General features: G+C 56.8%; 15 protein-coding genes. 8 read left to right on the top strand and 7 right to left on the bottom strand.

All coding sequences use genetic code 11. The features are described 5' to 3' along the window. Positions 1-91: 91 nt before the first annotated feature. The 3 genes from gcvH to RBB63_RS07675 all read right to left on the bottom strand — a co-directional run bounded on the left by gcvH (position 92) and on the right by RBB63_RS07675 (position 1,452). The gene (gene gcvH, locus RBB63_RS07685; RefSeq protein ID WP_309382777.1) at positions 92-472 is read right to left on the bottom strand and encodes a glycine cleavage system protein GcvH; all 381 of its coding nucleotides are present in this window, start codon (positions 470-472) and stop codon (positions 92-94) included. Positions 473-476: 4 nt separating this feature from the next. Continuing rightward, positions 477-722 (bottom strand): hypothetical protein, encoded by a 246-nt coding sequence (locus RBB63_RS07680; RefSeq protein ID WP_309382775.1) that lies wholly within the window; start codon positions 720-722, stop codon positions 477-479. A 103-nt stretch (positions 723-825) separates the two neighbouring features. Continuing rightward, positions 826-1,452 carry an SGNH/GDSL hydrolase family protein gene (locus RBB63_RS07675; RefSeq protein ID WP_309382773.1) on the bottom strand — a complete coding sequence of 209 codons (627 nt, stop codon included), beginning with the start codon at positions 1,450-1,452 and terminating at the stop codon, positions 826-828. Positions 1,453-1,612: 160 nt separating this feature from the next. On the opposite strand from RBB63_RS07675, the gene RBB63_RS07670 reads away from it, so the two are divergent. The 4 genes from RBB63_RS07670 to RBB63_RS07655 all read left to right on the top strand — a co-directional run bounded on the left by RBB63_RS07670 (position 1,613) and on the right by RBB63_RS07655 (position 5,999). Continuing rightward, positions 1,613-2,116 (top strand): DinB family protein, encoded by a 504-nt coding sequence (locus RBB63_RS07670; RefSeq protein WP_309382771.1) that lies wholly within the window; start codon positions 1,613-1,615, stop codon positions 2,114-2,116. A 2-nt stretch (positions 2,117-2,118) separates the two neighbouring features. Further along, positions 2,119-2,865: an NRDE family protein gene (locus tag RBB63_RS07665; protein WP_309382769.1), complete on the top strand. Its 747-nt coding sequence runs from the start codon at positions 2,119-2,121 to the stop codon at positions 2,863-2,865. A gap of 96 nt (positions 2,866-2,961) precedes the next feature. After that, positions 2,962-5,550: an alpha/beta fold hydrolase gene (locus RBB63_RS07660; protein ID WP_309382767.1), complete on the top strand. Its 2,589-nt coding sequence runs from the start codon at positions 2,962-2,964 to the stop codon at positions 5,548-5,550. A 56-nt stretch (positions 5,551-5,606) separates the two neighbouring features. Beyond that, positions 5,607-5,999: a hypothetical protein gene (locus RBB63_RS07655; RefSeq protein ID WP_309382765.1), complete on the top strand. Its 393-nt coding sequence runs from the start codon at positions 5,607-5,609 to the stop codon at positions 5,997-5,999. A 160-nt stretch (positions 6,000-6,159) separates the two neighbouring features. Here the strand turns inward: RBB63_RS07655 and RBB63_RS07650 are convergent, their stop codons facing one another. The 4 genes from RBB63_RS07650 to hemL form a co-directional block, all read right to left on the bottom strand. After that, positions 6,160-8,145 carry an ATP-binding response regulator gene (locus RBB63_RS07650; RefSeq protein ID WP_309382764.1) on the bottom strand — a complete coding sequence of 662 codons (1,986 nt, stop codon included), beginning with the start codon at positions 8,143-8,145 and terminating at the stop codon, positions 6,160-6,162. 8 nt (positions 8,146-8,153) lie between these two features. Beyond that, a complete protein-coding gene (locus RBB63_RS07645) occupies positions 8,154-8,597 on the bottom strand; it encodes a response regulator (protein ID WP_309382762.1) in 444 nt (147 codons plus the stop codon). Further along, positions 8,594-10,246, bottom strand: coding sequence for a sensor histidine kinase (locus RBB63_RS07640; RefSeq protein WP_309382760.1), 1,653 nt, complete (start codon positions 10,244-10,246; stop codon positions 8,594-8,596). The genes RBB63_RS07645 and RBB63_RS07640 overlap by 4 nt, the downstream gene beginning before the upstream one ends. Before the next feature lie 163 nt (positions 10,247-10,409). After that, entirely contained in the window at positions 10,410-11,705 is a 1,296-nt protein-coding gene (gene hemL / locus RBB63_RS07635) for a glutamate-1-semialdehyde 2,1-aminomutase (RefSeq protein ID WP_309382758.1), read from the bottom strand. A 146-nt stretch (positions 11,706-11,851) separates the two neighbouring features. Between hemL and RBB63_RS07630 the strand changes: the two genes are divergently transcribed. The 4 genes from RBB63_RS07630 to RBB63_RS07615 are packed head-to-tail and all read left to right on the top strand — an operon-like array spanning position 11,852 to position 19,372. Beyond that, complete coding sequence (locus RBB63_RS07630; RefSeq protein ID WP_309382756.1) at positions 11,852-13,744, top strand: hypothetical protein; 1,893 nt, start codon at positions 11,852-11,854, stop codon at positions 13,742-13,744. Beyond that, the gene (locus RBB63_RS07625) at positions 13,741-15,630 is read left to right on the top strand and encodes a hypothetical protein (protein WP_309382754.1); all 1,890 of its coding nucleotides are present in this window, start codon (positions 13,741-13,743) and stop codon (positions 15,628-15,630) included. The genes RBB63_RS07630 and RBB63_RS07625 overlap by 4 nt, the downstream gene beginning before the upstream one ends. A 14-nt stretch (positions 15,631-15,644) precedes the next feature. Further along, positions 15,645-17,507: a hypothetical protein gene (locus RBB63_RS07620; protein ID WP_309382752.1), complete on the top strand. Its 1,863-nt coding sequence runs from the start codon at positions 15,645-15,647 to the stop codon at positions 17,505-17,507. Next, positions 17,504-19,372, top strand: coding sequence for a hypothetical protein (locus tag RBB63_RS07615; protein ID WP_309382750.1), 1,869 nt, complete (start codon positions 17,504-17,506; stop codon positions 19,370-19,372). The genes RBB63_RS07620 and RBB63_RS07615 overlap by 4 nt, the downstream gene beginning before the upstream one ends. Positions 19,373-19,379: the final 7 nt, after the last annotated feature.

The raw sequence follows: 19,379 nt of genomic DNA, 5'->3' as shown, positions 1-19,379 counted from the left end.
GTGGGTTTTTGAAAACAGAAAGATCGGGAAGAACGGAGAGTCAACCTTGTCGCAACTTCCCGCTCTTCCCGATCTTCCAGTTAAAGTATTCTTATTCGCAGACCTTGGCGTAGGCCTCGGCGTCGAGCAGCTCAGGCGCCTCGGAATCGTCGATCTTGATCTTGATCATCCAGCCTGCGCCGTAAGGGTCGGTGTTGACGAGCTCGGGCTCACCGTCGAGGGCTTCATTGATCGCGATCACTTCACCAGTCACGGGTGCGTAGAGGTCAGATGCGGCCTTGACGGACTCCACCGTGCCGAAGGTGTCCCCCTTCTCGATGGTGTCGCCGACGGCGGGCAGCTCGACGAAAGTGATGTCACCCAGGCTGGTTTGCGCGTGGTCGGTAATGCCGATGGTGGCAGAGCCGTCAGCCTCCGCGCGGAGCCATTCGTGTTCTTCGGTGTATTTAAGATCAGCTGGGATGTTGGACATGGCCTTAGGCGTTCTTTTTATTGCGCATTTGGTCCACCCGAGTCACCCGAAACAGGCACAGGGCGAGCCAAGTGAAGCCAGCCATGACCGTCGAAGTGTAGGCCGTGAAGAAGAGTCGCCAAAACGTCTCGTAAAACGGCACGTGGGACGGAATCACCACGAAGAAAAAGAACAGGAACACCGCGCCACAGATCACAACGTCGATCAAGGCGCCCAGTGGAGTCACGAGTTTGCGGTTTTCGATTTCCATACCAAAGCCGCGCAGTATGGGGATAATAGAGAGGCCCGGTCAACGCGAAAAAAACGTCAACCGGGCCTCCTATTAGAAGACCTTCAAAATAAATTCCGTGAGATCAGACACGGGCGACCTGCATCCAGGTCTTGGCCATCAAACCATGGCCAGCGGGCGTCGGATGGACACCGTCGCGAGCCCAATAGGCCATTTCCTGACGGCTGGCGGCGGCAGCGAAAGCGCCATCGAACGGCACAAAAATCGCGTTGTATTCGCGGGCCAGCTTACGGGCGACGTGAATTTTCGGGTCCAGGTCGACGCGCCAAGCTATGCGATCTTCAGGGATCGGCAACAGGAAGGGCTCGCAGATAACCAATTGCTCAACCTTGTCCTTCACACGGTCGAGGAGGCCACGGTAACCTTCCTCATATTCTTCGGCCGAGGTCGGATCGTTGCTGTCAAAGCCGCGCCAACAGTCGTTGACGCCGATCAGGATTGAGAGCCAGTCCGGCTTCATGTCGATACAGTCCTCTTCCCAACGCGCCGCAAGATCCTTCACGCGATTGCCCGAGATGCCCTTATTGTAAAACTTGAGGTTTGCCTCGGGGTAACGCGCGCCCAGGAGAGAAGCAATGATGCTCGCATAGCCCTTGCCCAAGCAGTCGATGTAGTCCCTGTTGCGACCGCAATCAGTGATGCTGTCGCCTTGGAAAAGAATCGTTTGTCCTTCTTTAAATGGTTGTCCCATGCCCATAATGTTCAGCGGAAAATCATACTGGCGAAAAGCATTTTCTTACATAGTTTGAAGACACACTATATATTCAGACAATTTAGCCTGTAAGGAACTGCCAATCGGGACGTCTGACACCATATTCGCAACTCGCTCATAATAAGTATTTAGAATTTCCATGCCTGACATTGTAGATGACAACGTCGCTTGCCTGCGCCAAGGCATAGAACTCCTCCAGCAACTCAACAACGAAACTTTCGCAAAATGTTGCGAGCCGTGCTTCTCCAGTTCAATCGGCCAACACCTGCGCCACAGCATTGACCACGCCTACTGCTTCCTGCGCGGCATGCCCATTGGCCATATCGACTACGACGCCCGCGCCAGAGATCCACGACTGGAAACCGACGTCGCCTACGCCAGCGCGGCGCTCCAGGAGCTCGCCAATGAACTGGCCACGATCACGGACGACGACCTCGAAAGGCCAGTCGCGGTGATTATGGATTCTGGCGCAGCACTGCCTGTTCCGGCCCAATCCACCGTCCGCCGCGAGCTGCAATTTCTCCTCAGCCACACCGTCCACCACTACGCGCTGATCAATGTGATCCGCAGCATTCAGCGTGGATCGACCCCCAAAGACTTTGGCGTCGCCCCGTCCACCATCAAACACCAACTCGCGGACTGATCATGTGCACGGCGACTTGGTGGAGCGGCGCAAACGGCTACGAACTCTTCTTTAATCGAGACGAGCTCAAGACCCGCGACCTCGGCCTCCCGCCAACTCAACAACTCGTCAACGGCGTGCGCTTCCTGGCGCCCAAAGACCCAACTGGCGGCGGCACATGGCTGCTCGTCAACGAGTTTGGAGTGGGCATTTGCCTCATTAACCAATATCCGGACAATCCACGCTCGCCTGCCCCACAGCGCATCAGCCGCGGGCAACTCGTCCTGAACCTAGCCGATTGCCCTGATGCCGACGCCGTGCGCCAACGCATTTCAACCACTGCGCTATCTTGCTATGAGGCCTTTCTGCTCATCGCTGTGGACCCCGTTCGCCCAGCGCAAACGTTCACTTGGGACACTCGCACGATGTCGATGCAAACCGTCACGCAGGCCCAGCCTTTCACGTCCTCCAGCCATCTGCCCGACGAAGTGCTCCGCAGCCGACGCCGACGCTTCGGCGACCTCGTCCGCCTCCGTGGCGGCGACCCAACACCCGATGACCTCCGCGCATTCCATGAACACTACGCGCCCGCAACCGCCGCACATTCCGTCTTTATGTCTCGCAGCGACGCCAGCACCGTGAGCCTCACCCATGTGGTGGTCGGCCAAGACACGATCACGCTCGAATACGCGCCCCGCATTCCAGGCGCCTTCCAATTCGACCGCGCGCGCCGCCTGCAACTCCCACGCCGCCAAGCCTGCGTCGCCTAACCAGCGTCCCGCTGGACCGATAGATTTGCACAGCGTGCGATTGCCACTCTACTGCTGCGAAATGTGCTCTATTCTTTCTTTAACGCCGACTAATTAATGGCCGCCAAACGTAAACTTCGGCGCTGGCTTCTGGTCGCGTTTATGGTGCTGTTGACGGCGTCGACCATCGTGCGTTGGAACCTGCCTGCCGAGGGCGAACTCCTGCCCGAGCAGCAACGCATTGCCTTGCCGGAATACGCCGATGGCGAGCACACCGGCCGCGACATCCAAATCGCCTACCGCGACTTGCCTGCTGATGATCCCGCTGCTCCGACGCTGGTCATCATCCATGGTAGCCCAATGGGGTCCAAGGCGATGGACCAACTCATTGCCGAGCTGCGCGGACAGTATCGCCTGATCGTGCCCGACCTGCCTGGCTTCGGCGGCTCGACGATCGACATTGCCGACTACTCCGTTGCGACGCATGCCTACAACGTTCGCGATCTGCTCGACGCACTGGAGGTCGGCCAAGCTCACCTCGTTGGCTACAGTCAGGGGGGCGGAGTGATCCTCAACCTCGCACACATCGCGCCCGAGCGCATAGCTTCGATCACCATGTTGGCGAGCATCGGCGTGCAGGAACTGGAGCTACTGGGCGACTACACGCTCAACCACGCACTTTACTCGACGCAGTGGCTCGGCCTGTGGTCGCTGCAAAACATTTTCCCGCACTTCGGCGCCATGGACCACGGCCTAATCAACGTCGCCTACGCCCGCAACTTCAGCGACACCGATCAACGTCCGCTCCGCGGCATCCTTGAAAACTACGATGGCCCGCTGCTGATCCTCCACGGCGAAAAGGACGCCATGGTCCCCTTTGCCGCCGCCACCGAACACGCCCGCCTCGCGCCGCAAGCCACGCTTGAAACGCTGCCTGACGAAGGCCACATGATTCCCTTCACTCACCAGGATTGGGCCGCCGGGCGCATGAGCGAATTCGTCGATAAGGTCGAGCGCGGCGAGGCCAAGGTCCGCAGCCAACTAAGCCCGGAGCAGCTTGCCGCCGCGCAGGCCAACGCCGCGCCACCGGAGCCTGCCCGCGGTTGGGGCCTCGTGCTTTACTTCGTCGTGCTGATCATCGGCTCGTTCATTTCGGAAGACCTCTCGTGCATCGCCGCTGGCATTCTCGCTTCGCAAGGCGTCATCGATTTCTGGTCGGCCACGATTGCGAGCTTGCTGGGAATATTCTTGGGCGACGTTGGGCTCTACGCCCTCGGCCGCTGGCTGGGGCATCCGTCACTCCACCGCGCGCCGATGAAGTGGTTTCTCAAAGAGCAGGACCTCGAAGCCGCTGAAGAATGGTTTAAACGCCGCGGCCCGGCGCTGATCCTCATCACACGCTTCATTCCGGGCTCACGCCTGCCGACCTACTTTGCAGCCGGTGTGCTGCGCGCGCCGTTCGGGCAGTTTACGTTTTACCTGATGCTCGCCGCCGTCGTGTGGACGCCGATTCTCGTCGGCGCATCCATGTTCCTCGGGCAGACATTCCTCGACTTGTTTGGCCGCTTTGAAAAATGGGCGCCGCTCCTATTCCTCGGCTTCATCATCGCCATGCTTTGCATCACAAAGTTAGTGACGCCGCTCATGACTTGGGAAGGCCGCCGCCTGATGCTGGGCAAATGGCGACGCGCGACGCGCTGGGAATTCTGGCCATTCTGGGCAGTGTATCCGCCCGTCATCGCGAGCATCTTGTGGCAGGGGTTGAAACATCTCTGCCCGACGCTATTCACGCTCTGCAACCCCGCGATGCCGATGGGGGGTCTGGCCGAAGAATCAAAATCCGACATCCTGCGCGGCCTCGCTGGCGCGGGCGATGCGATTGGCCGCTGGACTCTCCTGCCGCCCGAGCCCGCCGCCGAACGCCTGGCGAAACTCGATGCGTTTTTTGCGAAGGAAAGCCTTGGCTATCCCGTTGCACTAAAGCCCGACATCGGGCAACGCGGCGAAGGCGTAGCGATCATTAAAAACCGCGCGCAAGCCGAAGATTATTTAACGCGCTGCCCGCAGCCGGTCATCGCGCAGGAGTTCCTCCCCGGCCACGAATACGGCGTGTTTTATTACCGCTTGCCCAACCAAGAAACGGGCGTCACCTGGGGCATTACCGACAAGCGTTTTACGAGCGTGACGGGCGATGGCGAACACTCGCTGCGCCACCTGATCCTCGCCGACGAGCGCGCTGTTTGCTCCGCGCCGTACTTCCTAAAGAAACACATCAAGCATCTCAACGATGTGCCCGCGAAAGGCGAAGAGTTCGTCCTCGCCGAGCTGGGCACGCATTGCCGCGGCGCAGTGTTCCTCGATGGCTCGCACTTGATCACGCCCGAGCTCAGCGCCCGTGTCAATGCCGTGAGCCAGCACTACCAAGGCTTTTACTTTGGCCGCTACGATGTCCGCGCGGAAAGCGAAGCCGCATTGCAGCGCGGCGAGTTTCGCGTCATTGAGCTCAACGGTGTTTCGTCTGAAGCGACCTGGATTTACGATCCCAAGCACGGCGCGCCATTCGGCTGGAAGACACTCATTGCGCAATGGAATATCGCGTTCCAAATCGGCGCGCAAAACCGCGCTAACGGCATCGCGCCCGACAAGACCATCGACGTCATCCGCCTGATCATCCACCAGCGCGGGCTTGAGGTCTTCGAAGCGTAACGATGCACGCCTTGACTTTTGGTGTCAATCATGCGTGATCGATCAAGCGATCTCTAATGAAGAAAACATTTTTCACATTACTAGTCATTATCCTGAGTTTGGGCGGTTTCCTTGTCTTTGGCAGCAAAGACTTGCGCGCCCGGCAAGTCATGCTGTCTTGGCTGCCCTTTGATTTTGTTCCGCAGCGTTGGGCCGTCACGGGGAAGCGCATTTTTCCGCCACGCACCTACAAACTCGACAACCGATTCGTCAACAGCAAGCAACAGTATCACCTCATCTGCCTTGGTGAAGATACGCGCGAAACGCACTCATTTCTAGTTCCTGAAAAAAGCTACTACGAGATACAGCGCAACGCCATACTCGACCACAATGCCGTTTCCCAATGGGCCCACGTGAAAGGCGCGCCTGAGATTCCCGTACTCCTTTTTAACTCATCCGATCCAGAATAATTTTGCCGCATGTAGCCTGCCGCGCTCAAGCCGCCTTGCTGGACACGAAAAATCACTGCGGCCTGATCGATCAAGTTAGATAAAAAGTGCTATATTTGCTCGATAATCTGCTAGCGGAATGTCTGTTGGCCCGATGATTTCGGACAGTCGAGCCCAGTGCTCAGAATTTTTCTGAAATAACTTCTTCCGGGACAATATCCGTGATCGCCGCCATAAGCTCTTCGTGTGAATACGGCTTGTGCAGCAGCACCATATGCGAAGCGCCTTCAAACTCCGGATGCTGTTTATCGTCCAGATTACCGGTCACCAAAATGCACGGCAGGTCAGGATTGATTTGATGCAGCTTGCTGATGAGCTCCAATCCATTCAGGCGGGGCATGCTGTAGTCACAAATAGCAACGTCATAGGCCGAAGAATCTTCTTTGAAAAAATCGAGGGCTTGCTGTGGATCGTGAAATGCATCCACCCCATAGCCATGCATCATCAATAGCTGCGTAGTCACCTCGGCCAGAGAAATTTCATCGTCCACCAACAACACTCGCAAAGTGCTTGGTGTGGTCAGAGGCGTCTGCTCGTCCTCCTTGACCAAAGGGATATTACGCCGGCATTTGGGCAGCGTTATGCAAAAACAAGCGCCTTCGCCAGGTTCGCTATCCAGAGTGATTCGACCACCGTGCGAACTGATGATGCCCTGCGAAGTCGCCAAGCCCAAACCTGTGCCCTCCCCCTTGCGCTTGGTGCTAAAAAATGGCTCGAAAATGCGATGACGAATATTCTCCGGTATCCCGGGGCCATCGTCCTTTACTTTGACAACATAGAGCTGTTTAGCGATCACATCCGTACAGCTACAATCATTCGCAACGGTGCTCGCATCATAAACGTGGACGCTAATGGAGCCTTCGCGGGCCTTCATAGCATGCGCAGCATTGCTGAGTAAATTCGTGATGACTTGGCTAATTTGCCCTGAGTCCGCATCGATAATGGCGGTATCAATGTCGTACTGTGTAATCAGTTGAATGTCTGGCGGCGCCACGGCGCGAATGAAACCAACCGCCTCGTCGACAATCGCAACCAGATTCACTTGCCGAATCTCTGGCTCTCCACGACGACTGTACAGCAAGATCTGCTTAATAATTTCACGCGCCCGCTGCGCCGCGCGGCTAATGTGGTTTGCGTTCTTCAGAACAAAAACCGCGTTGCCTGGGTCCCGCATCGTCAGCTCGTTGTAACCCATGATCGAGGCCAGCACGTTGTTAAAGTCATGCGCGATGCCACCGGCCATAGTGCCTAAGGTATCCAACCTTTGGGCGCGGCGTAGTTGCTCCTCGATATCGCGCACCATCATTTTATCCGTCACATCATGCAGCGTGCAAATCGCTCGATGGGGCTGTCGCCCTCCATCACCACTTACGACAATTGCCTGACACTCCACCCAGCGTTTGCCATCACGCGGATTCTTTACGCGGAACATGGCCTCGAAATTGTGCGATTTCGATTTACTGCCCAAGAATGCCTTCCAACGCTTGTTGAAGTACTCCTGATCGTCTTTGGATATAAGCTCCAACAGCCGTTTCATGGGCACTGGATTCTGAGGCAGTTCCACGCCGACAATCGCGCGCCAGCGGTCATCAATGACCGCCGTGCCATCAACCATATTGATGTCCCAAACGGCAATGCCTGCCGAACGCACGGCGAGATTGAGCCGCTCTTCACTTTCCTTGAGCTGCCGCTCTGTTTGCCCCAGACGACGCTGGCCTGCCAGGTGACGCAGCGTTCGCTCGACCGCAGACTGCATGTGGTCGATAAAATCCGCATCTTTGGTGATGTAGTCTTCCGCCCCCAGCTTCATCAACTTGACGGCCAGTCGCTCATCCCCAAATCCCGTGAGCACAATAAAAGGCGGCCTTCCCACTTGCTCCCAGTGCTCCGTCAAAAACTCTTCGGCATTGGTGTCTGGCAACATGTAGTCCAAGAGCATCAGGTCAAAATTTGCCTCTGCCTCACTAAGCCTGGCAATCGCCTCCTGTCCATTCGCCGCCGTCGTCACGGTCATGCCAAGGTTCACGAGTCGGCGCCGAACGATGGCCCGAACTCCTGCGTCATCGTCGATGATAATGATGTGACTGTTGCCGATTTCAGAACTCATGTCGTTCGTCAGTCTAAGCGCGGCACCTGCACCACCGAGAGGAACAGGCCAAGGTTTTGTATCGCCTTCACAAAGTTATCGTAGTCCACAGGTTTGGTCACGTAATTACTACAACCAAGCTCATGGCAACGCGTCACCTCCGCCGGATCATCCGTGGTCGTCACCATAATCACTGGCACACGCTTCAGGTATGGGTCCGCCTTAAGCTCCTGCAGAACCTCCACGCCAGTCATTCTGGGCATGCGGATATCGAGAAACACCACAAAGGCCATCCTGGCTAAGGCGCCGCTGTCCTGGGCTTTTCGGAAAAAATCAAGCAAGCCCTGCCCGTCTTCGAACTCAATGATGTCATTAGCGATCTTGAAACGCTTTAAATTACGGCGCATCAACTGGCGATGCCCCGCATCGTCGTCGGCAAGCAGGATAGTAACTTCGTTGGCAATTTTACTCATGAGTGAAAGAAATCTTGGTTCAGACCGGCATCAGCAATGGCGTCTGCTCTTTCCGATAATGTAATTTCATCGCGTGGCAACTCAACGTGGAATTTTGATCCCGCGCCCAACTTCGAATCCAGGTAAATATCGCCTTCCATCCGATGGGCGATCAGGCTGCAAATGCTCAGGCCAAGCCCTTCGCCCGCCGTTTGATCGGGATTCAAGCGATGAAAGACTTCGAAAATTTTGCGCACATATTTTTCATCAATGCCGATGCCGTTATCCTCGATTGAGTAGCGAATGTGCATCGCCAATACCTCGGCGCTCACCTTTATATGCAGCGGCCGATCAGGCGAGCGGTATTTGATCGCATTGTCGACAAGGTTCGCGAACAACTGGCTGATAAGCGTCAAATCTCCATAACAATCAGGGAGCTCTCCAATCTCCACCGTGGCGCCGATCTCGTTGAGCTGAAATGACAAATCCTGCTGCATGTCGTCAAAGAGCCGATTCATATCCAAGCGCTGGGTGACCAATTGGTAACGACCCAACCGAGAATACTGAAGCAGCCCCTTGAGCAAACGATCCATCCGCCGGGCGCTCGAACCAATGAAGTGCAGCATCTCCGGCAAATCATTGTTTAAAATTGCTTCAACTTCCGGGCTTAGACTTTCGCCCGCACGCAGTTGCTTTTCCAAATCTTTCGCCGTGGCGTCGAGTTCTGAACTGAACCCTATAATGTTCACCAAAGGCGAACGCAGATCATGAGAGGCCACGTAAACGATCTGCTGCATGTCCTTGGATTTTTGTTCCAGTTCATGGATCAGTGATTCCTGTCGTTGCAAAAGCTTCTTCTGCGTACTGATGTCAACAATCTGAGAAATGAAATACTGCGGCTCACCATCGGAACGAATGAGGACGACATTCAGCAGCGCATGCACAATGCTGCCATTCCGTTTTAGATAGCGCTTCTCCAACGAATACTCATCGATTTCACCAGCCACCGTTTTCTGGAAAAGCTCCAGGTCTTTATCCAAGTCGTCCGCATGCGTGATCTGCTGAAAATCCATACTGAGCAGTTCATCTTCTTCGTAGTCAAAGAGCTCACAAAGCTTTTGATTAACGCGGAGGAATTTACCGTCCAGCGAAACGATCGCCTTGCCTATTGGGGCGTATTTCATGGCGTTGCGAAACAGCTCCTCGCTCTCCGCGTTTTGCTTTTCCGATATTTTACGCCGGGCAATCTCTCCCTCCAGTTCCTTAGTCGTGGGCGCAGCTACCAGCTTCGGCAACATGGGCAAAAGCCCGATCACCGTCGCGATGGATACTATCGCCGTGAGCAATTTCATCAGCCCTAGAAATCGGTAGGCAGGCCACCAAAAAATCATTGCCTCTAGCAAGTGAGTAATCCCACACAACATAATGAAGGCGATGAACAAGTAAAACATCGGCTGGTTCGGCACATCCGGGCGCTTCCGCACGTAATAAAAAATCGCGAACGGGATCGCCATATAGGCCAACCAGATCGCGATGTCCGAAATGATATGCACCCAACCATGCGTCTCACTCCAGATTCCACATTGCCAGCGCAGCGGAAAATCATCCGTGCTGAACAGCGAGGGCAATTCCGCCAATGAAGGAAACGACTTATAGAAGTAAGCAAACACGTGGTAGCATTCCTAGGGTAGGCCGCGCCTAAAGGCAAGCACACGCATCCGCCTTAGCTACATTTACTTCGGAATTTTCCGACCGCCGCAGAAACTACATAAAACCCTGTAGAACGGCCTCGGTCGATACGGTATTCCTAGCATAGGGAAAATAGTCAATCGGTCAAATTTGACTGAGTCCTGCGATGAGGACCTCCACGGTCCGATCAATATCTGCATCACTGTGCGCCGTGCTGATAAAGCATGTCTCATACGCTGAGGGAGGCAGGTAAACGCCATTTTCCAGCGCATGATGAAACACTCGGTTAAACATTTCCTTATTGCTGGAAAGCGCGCGCTCAAAATGGGTCACTGGCTCTGAAGTAAAGAACAGAGCAAACATGGAACCAACCTGGGGAACTTGCAAAGGCAGGCCTTTCTCCCGCGCAGCCGCTTCTAGCGAGTCGCGGATTTTTTGCCCCATGGCGTCCAGGCGGGCATAGGGGTCCTCCGCCTGCAGCAAGTCCAATGCGGCAATGCCCGCCGCCATCGCCAGCGGATTGCCACTCAACGTGCCTGCCTGGTAGACGGGCCCTTCGGGAGCCAGCATATCCATGATCTCGGCCTTACCGCCAAAGGCGCCCACTGGCAAACCTCCGCCAATAATCTTGCCCATCGCCGTGAGATCCGGCGTCACGCCCGTGCGCTCCTGCACTCCGCCTTTAGCCACGCGGAAGCCCGTCATGACCTCGTCAAAAATCAGCACCACCCCATGTTTGTCGCACAGGCGACGCATTTCCTCCAAGTAACCCGGAAGCGGAAGAATGAGCCCGCAGTTCGCCGGGTAAGGCTCCACAATGACTGCCGCGATATCTGGCCCTCGCGCCGAAAACGCGGCTTCCAGCGCAGCGCTGTCATTGTAGGGCAATACAATGGTTTCCGAGGCAAACGCTGGCGGCACGCCCGCGCTATCTGGCCTCCCAAGAGTCAGCGCGCCAGAGCCCGCCGCAACGAGCAACGCATCCACATGCCCATGATAGCAGCCGGCAAACTTGATGATCTTGTGGCGCCCGGTGTAGCCTCGCGCCAAACGAATGGCCGACATCGTCGCCTCTGTGCCGCTATTGACCATACGGACCTTTTCCACTGATGGCACCAGCTCCGCCACTCGCTCCGCCATAGCGACCTCGTAAGGATTTGGCGTGCCAAAGCTCGTGCCCTTGGCCAGCGCCTCCGCAATGGCATCCCGTATTTCCGCGCGATTATGGCCATGGATAGCGGGCCCCCAAGTGCACACATAGTCGATCAACTCCTGACCGTCCGCCGTAGTCAGGCGGCTGCCCTGGGCCGACCTCGTGAAGAAAGGCGCTCCACCCACCGAGCGGAACGCCCGCACCGGCGAATTAACGCCACCGGGGATCAATTGGCGCGCGCGTTCGAAAAGTTGGGCGGAATCAGCCTCGTTAATCGTGGATGCCATAAAACGCAAGGGTGCCGCATCTTACGCCACGGTTGAAGCAAAAAGTTATGGCCGTCTCCTTCTTTTACGAAAAGATGGCGCTTGTCGGGAACCGTTTCCGACTCCTGTTGCCTAATCCCATAAACTGTGTCTAATTCCTGATTTTGGTGAAACCCTACTGGATACTCTGTCTTGTTGCCCCCGTCGCCATCGCGGCGGGCTGGTACGCACGCGAAGCATGGGAGGCGTCGAGCCCGTTGACCACAGTCGCTGACGTTCATGTATCGCCAGCGCCCATGGCGGAATCGACCGCCCCCTCCCCCCCAGAAATCAGCTCGGCTACAGAAGTAGAAATTGCCCCGCTGCCTCAGGATTCCCAAGACCGTTACGAGGAAGTGCTCCGTCTGGACTTGAGCTATGGCCTCGAAAATGAGCTGCGCAGGTTTCAGCTCGTCGAGCAAATGAGCGCCAGCGAACTCCGGGCGCTGATTGACGAATTACCCAGTTCCCCCCACAAGCACCTGTATCTCAATCACTGGATCGAGCGTGATCCCGACGCCGCTTTCGAGCTACTCCTCAGCGGCAAAGACCCATCCATCCACGTTTGGAGTATTTTCTCAAACATCAGCGTCAACGATACCGCCAAAGCCCGGAAATTCTTGGAGCGGGTGGATGAACGGCAGAAACAATGGGCGCAGCAGTCTTTCCTCCTGACAATAGCCCGACAGGATCCGCAACGCGCCCTGCGCATGCTTGAGGAAATGGATGAGATCAAACAGCCGAACGACCTCTACAGCACCATTTTCCAAAACTGGTCCACCCAGGACCCCGACGCAGCCCGTAACGCCATAGAACAATTACCTGACGGTAAGGAAAAATCCCGGGCTTGGCAGGGCTACATCCAGTCACTCGCCATGGGAAACCCGGCCGAAGCCTGGACTCTCGCGCTCGACCTCCCCGCTGGCCAACCCCGCGATGATGCGCTGCGCGGCGTTTACCAGCAATGGATCCACCAAGACAGTGACGCCGCCATGACATCTTTAGCCAATATCGACTCACCTAAAATCCGGGGTGATCTGTTGCAAAGCATCTCGTGGTCACTGCCTAAAGACGATCCCTGGGCGACCATCGAACTGATCAACCGCATGACGGATGGGAGCACCCAGGACCATACGACCAGCAATTACATTTCCAATCTCGTGCGCACAGACCCTGAGTCCGCCGCAGCTATTGTCGAGCAGCTTCCCTATGGCAACGCTTACCAACTGTCGCTCGACCGGCTGGTTTCAGAATGGGCGCAAAACGATCCCCAAGCCGCGATCAATTGGCTGGCCGCCCAACCTCCAGGCGAAGAAGTCGACCGCGGCTTTAACAGCGCGCTTGGCTATTATGCGCAGTACGACCCCGCTGGCGCGATTGATTATTTCCTGAAAGCTGACTTTGGCAATACGAGGTCCAGCATCGCACAGCGCATTCTCGATGGAGCGATACGCGCCGACCCTAAAATTGCGGAACAACTCGTCCAACAAATCGCCGACCCCAAGCTTCATCAGGAAATGCAGGACGTGTTCATCGAACGCATGGCTCAGGAACACTACTCCACAGCACTGGATTATCTGGCGCGCCAGCAGATAGACATGACGGATAACATTGCACGCAACCTGGCCCGTGGCTGGTCCCGAGATGACCCCGAGGAGGCAGCCGCCTGGGCGCTCAGCCTGGAGGACGAAAAAAGCCAAATATCCAGCACACGCGAAGTCACTCGTAATTGGCTGCAACACGATCCCTATGCGGCGTCAACCTGGGTCGCAGAGTTGCCCGAGGGCAAGCTGCGCGATGAGTCCGTTGAAGTAATTGTCCGCGACATCCGCAGCTACGAACCCGATACCTCGTTTGGCTGGGCGCTGGAAATCGATGACGAAAAAAGCCGTCTGCAAAACGTCAAAGAGAGCTTGCGCACTTGGAAGAACTTCAACCCCGAAGCAGCGCAAAAGGCGCTCGACTCCAGTGATCTGACTGACGCGGAAAAAGAAGCCCTGAACAAGGAGCTCTTCGAATGAAATTCGCCCTCAGTCTACTCTTAATGCTCGGCGCCTTTGGCCTTGGTTGGATGCTGAATGACCACGAGACGCCCCCCCTTCTCTCCAATGGCGACGGCAAGGGGATACTCGTTGAAAAAGCCGAGGCCCGGTGGCGCTCCAAAACAAACCGCATGACGGATCGCGAAATCGCGGAAGCCATCTACCGTGGCGAGCTTGATGGCAGCCTCGACGAAAGGCTCAGCCAGTTGGTCAACATCAGCCAGAAGCTCAACCAATTCAAAATGCAAATCGATCTGCGCTACCTGGTCTTATCCATGAGTGAGGAGGAAATCCTCACCAGCCTCGATAAACTAGAGAATAATGTGAAAAACCAAGCGGCCATCCATACGCTTCTGGCCCGTTGGGTAGAATTGGATCTCGAGGGCGCCTATGCGCGCTACCTGCAAGACCCCGAAGACAAACTCAACCAATACCTCCTGCATCACATCGTGATCAATTGGGCGCGGGACGACCTTCAGGGCGCACTCAATCTCATTCAACAAATGCCTGTGGATCGGCAAAAACAATGCCTGAACATGCTCATCCACGACACCATGGGACGAAACCCGACGCTCGCCCTTGAGTTGCAACTCAGCTACGGAACCACCTACGACTACACCTACCAGAGCATTTTTCAAAAGCTCACGCTGGAGGACCCGGAAGCCGCCTGGGCGGCCATCGGCAATCTCCCCCCCCAAGCCTACCGCCACGCCATCCAAGGCTACTTTAACACACTGAAGGATACAGACTTCAACTTGGCTTTTGCGCGATCGGCGGAAATTACGAACCTCGACTTGCAACGGCAAATCCAAAGCACGCTCTACACAGAGTGGTTCCGAAATGACCCCGAAGCCGCCCTTTCTGCGCTAACGAATGAGCGCAACCCAGAGTATCTCATCCAAATTTGGAACCTCAAAGGCGAGCAGGCTCAAATCATCCTCGACTGGGCGCTAGCCAACCTCGATGGCAGGCAGCAGGACAACTTCGTGAACCGCACGCTTAGCGCCATGATTCAAAGGGACCGGGAGACCGCCGCAGCATACATTGAAAAATTGCCCTACGGCAACAACTACCGCAACGCCATGAACCAGCTCTTGGCCGCGCAATTTCTCGATGACCGCGATGGAACGCTAGCCTGGTTGGAGTCCCTCCCCAACAGTCAGGAAAAGCGCGACTACACCCGCACCCTCATGGATAAATACATGCAGGAAGATTACGAGGCCGCCAAAGCGTATTTCCTGACCCTCGATCCAGACTCGCAGAAACAAGCCGCTTATTGCTTCGCCAACGCAATGTCGGAAGTTGGCGCGGAAAACATCTTGGCTTGGGCGCAGGCACAATCCTCCGACCAAAGCCCCGATTCCCTGCAAAACACCATCTTGCAAAATTGGGCCGGTCAGGACCCTTGGGCCTGCATGGATTATATCGGACCAACGGGCTTCGCCGAACTCGAAAACGGCGCACAACGCAACATCATGTCCGCCTATGCCCGCAAAGACCCCGCCAGCGCTGCGGCCTGGCTGGATCAGGTTAGCGAGGAGTCTCTGCCCAGTATGACTGATGTGGTGACCAAGGCTTGGCTGGACCACGATCCATACGAGGCCTCGATCTGGATTGCCGAGCTGCCCACCGGCGATTCCCGCGACCGCGCCGTCGTCAACCTCGTGCAGGAAGTGCGGCGCAGCGACCCGGCGTCCGCTTTTGACTGGGCGACCGGCATCGACGACAACGAAAAACGCCAGCAACAAACCAGCCGGGTCATTCGAGACTGGCCAGATCCTTACGCCGCCGAAGAGGCCATCTTGGCCAGTGATTTGTCCGAGGAGGAAATCAAAAAGCTCCAGTCCTCATTAAAATTCGAGTAACCCGCCGCTGAATCATGTCCGCCCCCTGGATCATCCCCACCGTTACCCTCGCCGCCATTGCGGTCGGTTGGTTGGCGCATCATTCGCTGACGCCAGAACCAACTGCCCATGCACAAACTCTGCGTGCGCAAAGTCCGGAGCAAGCGCAGACAATGACTGCGGGGGACATTACACCAGTTGACTCAGAACTCGCTGCCCAAGACAAAATCCAACAGGCCGAAGTATTCCGGCTGCTAGAGTCTCCTAGACTGGAAGATCAGATCCGTTGCCTGCGCGCCATCGAGCAAATGAGCGCCGCCGAGCTAAGCGCCTTCGCCAGCAGCAACAGCCACTTCACGGGACAGCTTTTCCAGCGCTGGGCCGAGATTGACCCCGATGGGCTGATCCGGGCAATTCAAGCCGACCCCGACAATTACCGACTCCATCACGGGCTCTACCGCTATCTCGTTACCCACGATCCCGACGTCGCCTTCGCCACCCTCGATCAATTAACCGGCCACGCCCGAGACGAGGCGGAAAAGCGCATTTTCAGCCTGCTCGCCAGCCACGACCCGCAACGCTTCGTCGCAGAAATACAGAGCGGCCGATCGCTCAATATCAACGAATGGAGCTACCAGACCCTCACGCGCAAGCTCTACCAAGAGAATCCGGACTACGCGCGCTCCGTCATCGCTCTCATCCCCCCCGGTTCGGCGCAAAACATGGCCTGGACCGGCTACTTCAGCGCAATGGCTGAAGACGATCCTCAAGGCGCCGTGGACACCGCGCTCCGCATCACCGACGCCAATGCCCACACCACGATTCTCCAAAGCGTTTACCGTAGCTGGATGCATCGGGATATCGAAGCCGCCATGACCTCCATGGCCCAGATGCCGGAATCCGCCACGAAAAAAGAGCTCCTGCAACAGCAATACTGGAATGCGCCGCGGGCCGAACCGGCCAAGACCGTTGCCGTCTTCCAACGAGTCCTCGACGGCCAGCAATTTGATCACTTCATGAACTACTACATGTCGCAGGTGGCCAGTGAAAAGCCAGCTGAAGCCGCCGCCATCATCGACAGCCTGCCCTACGGCGAAGCGTTTTCCGCTTCCATGCGCCATGTCGCCAGCCAATGGGCGGCACAGGACCCCCAAGCCGCGCTGCAATGGCTGACCACCCAGTCCGCTGGGCCAGAACGCAACCAGGCGTATGGCGAGATCATTGAAAGCTTCGCCACCCATCAACCGCAGGCGGCGATGGATTATTTCATGAGCCTCCCCACCGATGACCGCACTCCAGCCAACCTGCGTAAGCTCGCCAGTGGACTTGGCTCTTATAACAATGAGATCGCCGCGGATATGATTGCCCAACTCGACGACCCCGACATGCAACGAGAAATGATGCGCGGCATGATGAGCAATTGGGCCAACCGGGACGCGCCTAGCGCCTGGCAATACGCAGCCGAGCATGACATCGATGTGTCCGACAATATCGGCCTGATGGCTTTCCGCTGGTCGGAGTCCAACCCGCAGGAAGCCGCCGAATGGGCGACTAGCCTCGAGCCGGGTAAATCCTCCCAATCCGCGATCTACAGCACATTCAAATACTGGACTCTACACTCCCCCGACGAAGCCAGCGCCGCTGCCCTCGCACTGCCTGAAGGCGACCAGCGGGACACCGCCCTGGCTGCCGCCTCATATGCTGCGATGGAATATTATCCGGAATCCGCCTTCAGCTACGCGGCCAACATCGACGACGCCGAAAAGCGCGTCAGCAACGTCAAGTCCGTCCTCTATGGCTGGGTCAAGCAAGACCCCGCAGCCGCCGAGGAAGCACTTCGCCAAAGCGATTTGCACGTCGATGAAATCAACCGGCTGTTGAAAGAGGTGATCCAGTGAAATCGCTGCTCGCCATTCCCTTTGCCGTCGCAGGCCTGGCCATTGGCTGGTTCCTCGGCGAGCCGACTCCGTCCACCGCGAAGCAGTCCACTCCGAGCGCCCCGAAAGAACTCGGGGAGAGTTCCGAATCAGCATCTGCGCCTCTGGAAATTGTCGAGATCGAGTCCCCCAGCACATCAGCCGAACGCATAGCGAAGTTTGAGGAAATTCGCCTGAACGGCAAAGTGTCATTCCGCAAAGAACTCGAACTGCGGTTGTTGGCGCAAAAGATGACTGAAGAGGACCTCATGGCGTTGGCCGAACAAGCCGATGGCAATAGCTACCTCCAGCTTCTGGGCCAACGCTGGGCCGAGCTCAACCCCGAAGGGGCGCTGCAATATTGCCTGAGCCAGCCCGGCCGTGAGGAGCAGCTCGGGCTAATCACTGGTCAGGTCATGAAATACCTGTTCCTGGCAGATGAAGCCCGTGGCATGGCGGCGCTCCAGATGTTCCCAGAAGACCAGCGTGATTCGACCCTGCTGGATGTCGGCCAATACCTGACTTGGACCGCGCCTGATCTGGCGCTGAAACTCATCCGCCAGGTTCCGGGAAAAACGCGATACAGCGTGTATGTGAACATCTTCAAGATCTGGGCGGACCGGGACATCGAAGGCGCCTGGGCCGCACTGGAGACTTTGCCGCCTGGGAATAACCTCGCTGAGGCTTATCAAGGCATTTTTCAACACCTGGCCAGTGGAGACCCAGTCGTCGCGTTGGAGCTGAGTGCGCAGATTCCACAGCACTACATCCGGCATAACATGATGCACACGATCTACAGCCAATGGATGCAGCGCGATCCCGACGCCGCGCTAGCCAGCCTTGCATCCCTGCCCAATCCCCGCCCTTATCTCAACGAGTGGACGCTCAGCGAAAAGGAGCCGGAAAAGCTCCTCAACTTTGCCTTCGAGCACCTGCAAGGCCACATTCAGGACGAAGTAGTCCAGCAAGCGATCAAGGGACTGTTCAAGCAAGATCAGGCTGCGGCGTTGGCTTACATTGCCGGGTTGCCGCGCGGAGCCGCCCACCAGCATCTCATGTCAGGAGTGATCCAGGAGTGGGCGCAAAGCAATCCCGACGAAGCCCTGGCGTGGATTCAGCAACAGCCCGATGGCCGCCTCAAACGCGAACAAATGACGGCCCTGCTGGATCATTACACGAACACCGACCTCGCCACCGCGCAGAGCCTATTCCTCAGCCTCGACCAGAGAACTCAGGAAGCCGCCGTGAATGAATTGGCCTCGGCTCTGGTGAAGAACAACCCCGAACAAGGCCTGGCCTTTTTGGAGCAAGTGACCGACCCCGATATTGCGCGCCAACTGGAACGCAAGGCCTACCGCTACTGGGCGCAAAACGATCCGGCTGGCCTGATGGAGCACCTCGGCGCCGAGCGTTTCAACGCGCTTTACCGCGACGACAAGCGCCACATCCTCAACCACTACGCGGACGCCAACCCCGCACAAGCCGCCACCTGGCTACCCAACGTCGAAGCCAAAGACTACCGCGATCAGGCCGAGATATACGGCGCCGTCTATTTTTCGTGGTTCCGTCACGACCCGCTGGAGGCTTCCGAATACACCGCTTCACTCGAGCGCGGGCCCGAGCGCGATGTCGCCGTCATGGCGTTGTTTGCCTCCACCTACGAGGCCGACCCCACGACCGCGTTTGACTGGCTGCCCGAAATTGAAAACGACAAACTGCGCCTCGACATCGCCAAGCGCGCAGCCCGCAACTGGCCCAGCGGATACGATGCCAAGGCCATCATCGAAGGCAGTGAATTGTCCGACGCTGATCGCGAGGCCCTGCTCGATCTCCTTTCGAAAAAATAACCAACCC

Origin of the sequence: Cerasicoccus frondis (assembly GCA_031296915.1) — a bacterium.
GTDB classification, from domain to species: domain Bacteria; phylum Verrucomicrobiota; class Verrucomicrobiia; order Opitutales; family Cerasicoccaceae; genus Cerasicoccus; species Cerasicoccus frondis.
Note: the sequence above shows the minus strand (reverse complement) of the source record. Positions and strands in the feature narration are given on the sequence as shown.